This is a genomic window from Helicobacter sp. MIT 14-3879 (assembly GCF_003364125.1).
Genome location: NZ_NXLP01000058.1, coordinates 1 through 7,340 on the forward strand (window position 1 = coordinate 1; position 7,340 = coordinate 7,340).

The following is a 7,340-nucleotide window of genomic DNA, read 5'->3' on the forward strand; positions in this document are numbered from 1 at the left end:
CATATACTCTGCAAAAATATGGCATTGCAGATTTCTTCTCATCATTTGAGAAAATCTTATTGCAGACTTTTTTAGGTATTGGCAAAAGCATTCCTTGTGTAAGTGTCCCCTTTTTTATTAAGAATCTCAAAAATGACACCAAAGCAATGGTGCTAGATGAAAATCCCATTCTTTTAAAAAAACATGCCGACAAACGAAAATCACAAAATATCGGGTTAAATGTAAATCTCATTGGCGAGGAAGTGCTAGGTAACTTAGAGGCAAATTACCGCTTGCAAAAATATATAGATGCCCTTAATTCAAATTATATTGATTATATTTCTATTAAAATCACAACTATTTTTTCACAAATTAACATACTTGACTTTGAATATTCTAAAAATGAGATTGTTAAGAGACTAGACACCCTCTATGCCATAGCTCAATCCAAACAAAAAAACGGTCATTCCAAATTTATTAACTTAGACATGGAAGAATTTAAAGATTTAGAACTCACAGTGGCTTCTTTTATGGAATCTATTGCAAAATTTGATATTAAAGCCGGTATTGTATTGCAAGCTTATTTGCCTGATTCTTATGAATATCTCAAAAAATTAGTTGTTTTTTCAAAAACTAGAGTAGAAAATGGCAAACCTCCCATTAAGATTCGCATAGTCAAAGGTGCTAATATGGAGGCAGAAGAGGTAATCGCGAGTGTGAAAGATTGGGAGCTGCCTACCTTTAGACATAAGGTCGATACAGATTCTAATTATAATAAAATGCTCAATTATGTCTTACAAGATTCTCATTTTAAATACATTAACATCGGTATTGCTTCGCACAATATCTTTCAAATAGCCTATGCAATAACCCGCATGAAACAATCGGGTGCAGAAGAGTGCTTTACTTTTGAAATGTTAGAGGGGATGAATCTCAGGGCAAGTTTTGAAATCGCAAAAACCAACCGTCTTATCCTCTATGCGCCTGTTTGTAATGATGCACACTTTAATAATGCCATAGCTTATCTTGTAAGAAGGCTTGATGAAAATACAGGTAAAGACAATTTCATGCGCTATGCCTTTGACTTAGAGGTTGATTCTGCTACATGGAAGCAACAAGAACAAATCTTTATAGAATCTTTACAAGGAATGGAATCTGTACGCGATGTGGGTTATAGGACTCAAAATCGCTTGAAAGCCCCTTTTACCAATCCTGCTAATTTAGAAACATTCCATAACGAATCCGATACGGATTTTATTCTTGCACCTAATAGAGAATGGGCAAATCAAATCAAGCAGCAATATAGTAATTTTACACCTGTTACTATTACACCAATTATTGGCAGTCATACGCCCAAAGATTCTCACGCGCGCGAAATTAAAGCAAAAGGTGGAGATTCTCTTATTGGCAAGATTCATAACGCAAGCGTAAAAAATATTGAAGAAGCAATAGAGTTTTTAGAATCTAGCAATGAAAGACTAAGCTTTGAGGAATTGGGGGAAATTCTCTTAAGAACTGCTGAAGTTATTGCAGCAAAAAGAAATGACTTAATTGGAATTTCTGCATTAGAAGTAGGCAAAACATTCACAGAAACAGATTCTGAAGTAAGTGAAGCAATAGACTTTTTAAGATTCTATCCCCACAGCATGCAGAAACTTCTCAAGGAACATGTTGATTACGACTTTAGCCCTAAGGGCATAGGAGTAGTCATTACACCATGGAATTTTCCTGTAGCTATTTCAGTAGGAGGTATTGCAGCAAGTATTGCAAGCGGGAATCGTGTAATTTATAAGCCATCAAATATTTCTTGCATCACAGGCAAAATATTGTGTGAATGTTTTTATGAAGCAGGGTTACCAAAAGAGTATTTAGTTTTTTTACCTGCAAGCGGTAAGGATATTAATGAAATCGCACTACCCAAAGCGAACTTTGCCATTCTTACAGGCGGTGAAGAGACTGCTTACAAAATCTTAGAGCAAAATCCCACATTATTCTTGAGTGCCGAAACAGGAGGGAAAAATGCCACAATCGTAACAAAAATGGCGGACAGAGATCAAGCCGTGAAAAATATATTGCATTCAGCCTTTTCAAACTCTGGACAAAAATGTAGTGCAACTTCACTGCTTATTCTCGAAAAAGAAGTTTATGAAGATGAAAACTTTAAACGCACCTTGATAGATGCGGCACAAAGCATGAGTGTAGGCTCACCCTTTGAACTAAAGAATAAAATTGGCTACCTTAGCGACACAATTAATGAGAAAATCACAGAGGGTTTAAATCTGCAAACAGGTGAAGAATGGGCATTAGAACCTAGTTTTGCAAATGAAAATCCTTATGCTATGAGACCTTGTATTAAATATGGCGTGAAAGAGGGCAGTTTCTCACATTTAAATGAATTTTTTGCTCCCATCCTCTCCGTGATGTGTGCTAGAAATTTAGAGCATGCGTTGCATATTGCAAATGCTACGGGTTATGGTTTGACAAGCGGCTTAGAATCTCTTGATGAAAGAGAATGGGAGTATTATTTGCGACATATACAAGCAGGTAATATTTATATCAATAAGCCTACTACGGGCGCAATTGTACTTAGGCAACCATTTGGGGGGATTAAAAAGTCTGCAGTAGGTTTTGGTAGAAAAGCTGGGGGCTATAACTATATAACACAATTCCTCAATATCACTCCCAAGACAAATGAGGATTCTAATATGCAAAATATTCCTCACAGCAATAGTGTTTTTGAAGACCGTTTGCAGCATTTTATAATGTCAAGTCTGCAAGGACATGAATTAGAACAAGAAATCAGAAATTGCTTTAAAAGTATCCAGAGCTATGGTTACTATAATGAAAAGGAATTTGTGCAAAAAAGAGATGTGGTTCATATTCGCGGTGAGGATAACTTATTTTATTACATTCCTGTAGAATCTGTTATCTATCGTGTATGTAAAGAGGACAGTCTGAGTGATATTTTAAAAATTGTTGCAGCATGTCAAATTATTAATTCCAAACTTACTCTAAGCATTAAAGCAACAGAAATTAGCAAAGCATTGGAATTTGTATTAGAAAATGTCAGCAACATGGGTTTGCAAAATGTTATGATTGTCTATCAAAATGAAAAAGACTTTATTGCACATGCAGGAGAATATGAACTTATCCGTTATTTGGGCAAACTAGATTCTCACAGTGAAATTTGTCTCAAGCTCATTAAAGAAGGAAATGCAAAAGGCAAACTTATTGCTAATCATAAACCTTATGACAATGGTTATTTTGAACTTTTGTATTATCATACAGAAAGAGCAGCTAGTATTGCATTTCATCGTTATGGGAATTTAGGTAGGAAGGCTTTACATTTAGATTCTTAGAATAATAATGTTGTAGAGACCTTGCTAAACTGTGTAACTTACAGTTTAGTTAAAATAAAAGTAACTTTATTTATCTATCAAGTGATTTGAGTTTTTAAGATTAACCATTAATCAATGACTCATTTTAAAGAATATATAATCCTAGATTCAAGGTAGTTTCATGTCAATCAATCTATCGCTCTTTTTATGTTGTTGAGCAAATATTGTGCTTTTAAGCTCTCTTACGCTTTAGCAATCTAGCCCACCTTAATACTGCTTCATTATGTATCAACATTTATCAATTTTATCGCATCACAATACAGGTTCTCTAAGTTAAGATAAGCACTTAATACCCGCTCTCACAGTTCTGTAGTAACCACTTTTTGTAAGGTTTGCTTGCATATTCTATTGGGATTGCTATAAATTCTGGAATATCATAATGATGTTTTTTATAAATCAGTTTTTGGATTTTTTTAAGATTATTAGCGCGTGTTTTACAAGTGAGTAAGAATTCTTTTTCATTTATCACCTTATCCTGCCAAATATAGCTACTCTCAATTTTGCTGATTTGCGCACAAGCAATAAGTCTTTGCTGTAAGAGTCGGTACGATATTTTCTTAAGTTCTTTTTTATTGTTGGAAGTTGTGTGAAGAAGCAACAACATTAATAATCCTTAACTATTTTGGTAGTTGTTGTGTATTTTGTTTTACTACACTATATCACACAGATTACTGTGTGAGTTTTAGGCATAGATTGAATTCTGTGGCAATTTTTTGTACAATTCAGTTTCCTCAAAACTACAAATCTATATAGATTTATTCCAGAATCAGAGATAGCTCAAATCTCAATAAAGATTAATTATTTCATCTGTGCAGCAACTTCTGCTGCAAAATTATCAATCTTTTTCTCAATACCTTCACCTAACTCAAAATTCTTGAAGCAAACAACTTTTATACAATCATTAATTTCCTTGCTCTTTTCAACGAGGACTTGTTCTACGGTTTTCTTATCATCAAGTGTGTAAAGCTGGGCTAATAAAGTTAATCTTTGATCTAAAATCGTGTTATCAAGAATAAATCTCTCGATTTGACCAGGTAGAATCTTATCCCATATTGCCTCGGGTTTGCCTTCTTGCTTAAGCTTATTGCGCAATTCCTCTTTTTTAGCGTTAAGTACAGATTCACTAAGCTCTGTGCGACTTACATACTCTGGAATACGATTAAGCGGCTTACCAAGCCTTTTTAGCTCTTCGTTCTCTTTCTCTAGTTCTGCTGCTATCGCCACCCTTTCCTTTGCAATAAGCTCACTGTCTAATTCCTTATAGCTTATAACCTTAGGTTTCATAGAGGCTACTTGCATACTAAGAAATTTTGCTAAATCTTTAAGGTTTTGCCCATTCTGTGTATTTGTGTATTCCAGTAAAACAATAGCCCCTATTTTCTTATTATGGTGAAGATAGCCATTAACAATTTGATTGGGCTTACAAACTATTGTGCTGATACGTCTAATGACAATATTTTCACCAATGATGGCAATTTTTTGCTTTAAGTAATCTTCAAATGTCTGATTTTGAATATTAAGCTGCATTAAGCCCTCTGTGCCATTAATGGCACGTCTAAAAGCCAAATCTAAGACATTAACAACTAATTCTTGAAATGCCTCATTTTTTGCAACAAAATCCGTTTCAGAATTTACTTCTATCAAAGTTGCTTTACTGAAATCATCGGCTACTTGTAGGGCGATAACACCCTCTGCTGCGATTCTATCTGCTTTCTTTGCGGCTTTACTTAAGCCTTTTTTACGCAAGTATTCTATAGCTTCTTCAATATTTCCCGAACATTCTTTGAGCGCATTCTTACATTCCATGATACCAGCATCAGTTCTGTCTCTAAGTTGCTTTACAAGCTTCGCAGAGATTTCTTGCACTTTTGGGCTTATTTCTCTAGCCTTTTCCTTTGCTTTTTCGCTTACTTCTTTTGCTAAATCTTTTGCCTCTTCTTTTAATTGCGCACCTAGCTTACTTACAGCCTGCTTCACATTTTCTACGGCTTCTTTAGTTTCATCTCTCATAGTTATTTCCTCATTGTATTCTTCTTTAATCAACAACACATTTATCATAATAGACTGTGTATCTCTTAGTCTTTCATTTTTTCAGTATCGGTTATATCTGGGAGTTCTTCTTTTTGCAATTCACTCAAGACTTCTTGTTTTTCCTCATCTGTAACCGGAGATATTGCAGCTTCATAGTCCAAATTTGCGCTATTTTCAATACCATTTATTTCTCTTCCCTCGATAATAGCCTCACTAATTTCCTTACAAAAAAGCTGAATAGAACGAATCGCATCATCATTGCCCGGAATTGGGTAATCAATCATATCAGGGTCGCAATTTGTGTCAAGGGGAGCAACAACAGGAATCCCTAGCCTTCTAGCCTCACCCACAGCAATCTTTTCTTTCAAAGTATCAATAACAAAAAGCATATCTGGAGCTTTTTTAAGATACCTTATTCCACCTAGATATTTATTGAGTTTTTCTTTTTTACGCATAAGCATCAGTCTTTCTTTTTTTGTTAGAAATTCAATTTGTCCGCTAGATTCCATTTCCTCAATAATTTCAAGCCTACGCACAGATTTCTTAATCGTGCTAAAATTCGTAAGCATTCCACCAAGCCAACGGTAATTTACATAGGGAACATTAATTTTTTCTGCATATTCTTTAAGAGTATCGCTTGCCTGCTTCTTTGTTCCTACGAACATAATCACCTTACCTTCACTTGCCGCATCGCGTATCACATTGTAGGTGTAGCGAAAATAACGTAGGGTTTTTTGTAAATCAATAATATGGATATTTTTACGAATACCAAAAATAAATTTTTTCATTTTTGGATTCCATCTTCTTGTTTGGTGTCCAAAATGGACACCGCATTCTAATAAATCTTTCATACTAACCACGAGTTGTCTCCTTAATGAAATATTGTGAATTGGTTTTGCCGCCATGCCCCTTAACTTTAATCATTATGATAAAAGCAACCAAATCTAAGGATTAAGCATGTGAGTTTTCACAAGCTTTTATTTTATAATATTTTTGTGATTTTTGGCAAATATCTTGATTTTCTTAATGAAGAAAAAGAATATTCATTTAATGTACGGTTCAATGTGCTGATTATTGAGGCTATTTTATCGGTTTAGTCTCAATAATCTTGTCTCAATCTAGCATACCAGATTCTTGATTTAATAATATTAATCTGTAAGAATCGCATCATTTTCAGGTTTTTCATAGCTTTGGCATTCTAAAATATTGACACTTGTACCCTTGCGTGAATCTTTTCCTAAAAAAACCAACGAATCGGCTAGATAGATAAAATGCTTTTTTTGAACAGGAATGATTGTGTTATCGTGATAACATGCAAGGACATTGTTTTCATAAAAAGCCTTTTGAAATTCTACAACCTTGCGATTCACTTGACTTTGCTTGAATGCATAGATAGTTGTGCCGCATACACAGAATCCAAACAGTGCGACAGTGATGAACTTGAGGTTTTTAGAACCCCTTTGTATCTTATAAAGTATAATTGTAAATAAGCAAAAGGACACAAATGCTGCCATAATAATATTAAAAGAATCGATAAAAACTTGCAAATCATTCCTTTTGCTGAATTTATGAGGAGATTATAATATAAAAATTTGCCATGATTAAATAACCGATTTGAACCATAGCAAATTTGCCATAACACCTTGACATTTGTCAGTCATAACAAGCAACACCGTCGCATCTATTCATGTGAATCTTGTATTCTCGAGAAATAAGGAAAATTATCCAAATTCTAAAATAGTAAGATTGAAGCCAATTCCTTGATAACAAAAAAGCTAAAGAGAAATTCATATAAATTTAAATAATAATGATAATAACAGAAGCAAAATTTTCAGATTCCCTACAATCAACTTATACAATTTAATATCAGTTGTGATATATCATCACCTTTCCCCGTATTGCATAATAAGCGACTTGTACCTATTCATTATA

General features: G+C 34.1%; 6 protein-coding genes. 2 read left to right on the forward strand and 4 right to left on the reverse strand.

The window, feature by feature from the left end:
• On the forward strand, positions 1–3,338 hold a 3,338-nt coding region (locus CQA44_RS10570; protein ID WP_115547201.1), incomplete at its 5' end, for a bifunctional proline dehydrogenase/L-glutamate gamma-semialdehyde dehydrogenase.
• Between the two features lie 325 nt (positions 3,339–3,663).
• On the opposite strand, the gene cutA is transcribed toward CQA44_RS10570, so the two are convergent.
• From cutA to rpsB, 3 genes are all read right to left on the reverse strand, one after another.
• Entirely contained in the window at positions 3,664–3,981 is a 318-nt protein-coding gene (gene cutA, locus CQA44_RS10575; RefSeq protein ID WP_115547202.1) for a divalent-cation tolerance protein CutA, read from the reverse strand.
• Positions 3,982–4,175: 194 nt separating this feature from the next.
• Positions 4,176–5,243 (reverse strand): translation elongation factor Ts, encoded by a 1,068-nt coding sequence (gene tsf / locus CQA44_RS10580; RefSeq protein ID WP_115547205.1) that lies wholly within the window; start codon positions 5,241–5,243, stop codon positions 4,176–4,178.
• A gap of 209 nt (positions 5,244–5,452) precedes the next feature.
• Positions 5,453–6,268 carry a 30S ribosomal protein S2 gene (gene rpsB / locus CQA44_RS10585; protein WP_115547203.1) on the reverse strand — a complete coding sequence of 272 codons (816 nt, stop codon included), beginning with the start codon at positions 6,266–6,268 and terminating at the stop codon, positions 5,453–5,455.
• 99 nt (positions 6,269–6,367) lie between these two features.
• Between rpsB and CQA44_RS12675 the strand changes: the two genes are divergently transcribed.
• Positions 6,368–6,505 carry a hypothetical protein gene (locus tag CQA44_RS12675; protein WP_181881878.1) on the forward strand — a complete coding sequence of 46 codons (138 nt, stop codon included), beginning with the start codon at positions 6,368–6,370 and terminating at the stop codon, positions 6,503–6,505.
• Between the two features lie 51 nt (positions 6,506–6,556).
• Here CQA44_RS12675 and CQA44_RS10590 read toward each other — a convergent pair whose 3' ends face one another.
• Positions 6,557–6,955 carry a hypothetical protein gene (locus CQA44_RS10590; protein ID WP_115547204.1) on the reverse strand — a complete coding sequence of 133 codons (399 nt, stop codon included), beginning with the start codon at positions 6,953–6,955 and terminating at the stop codon, positions 6,557–6,559.
• Positions 6,956–7,340 lie beyond the last annotated feature (385 nt).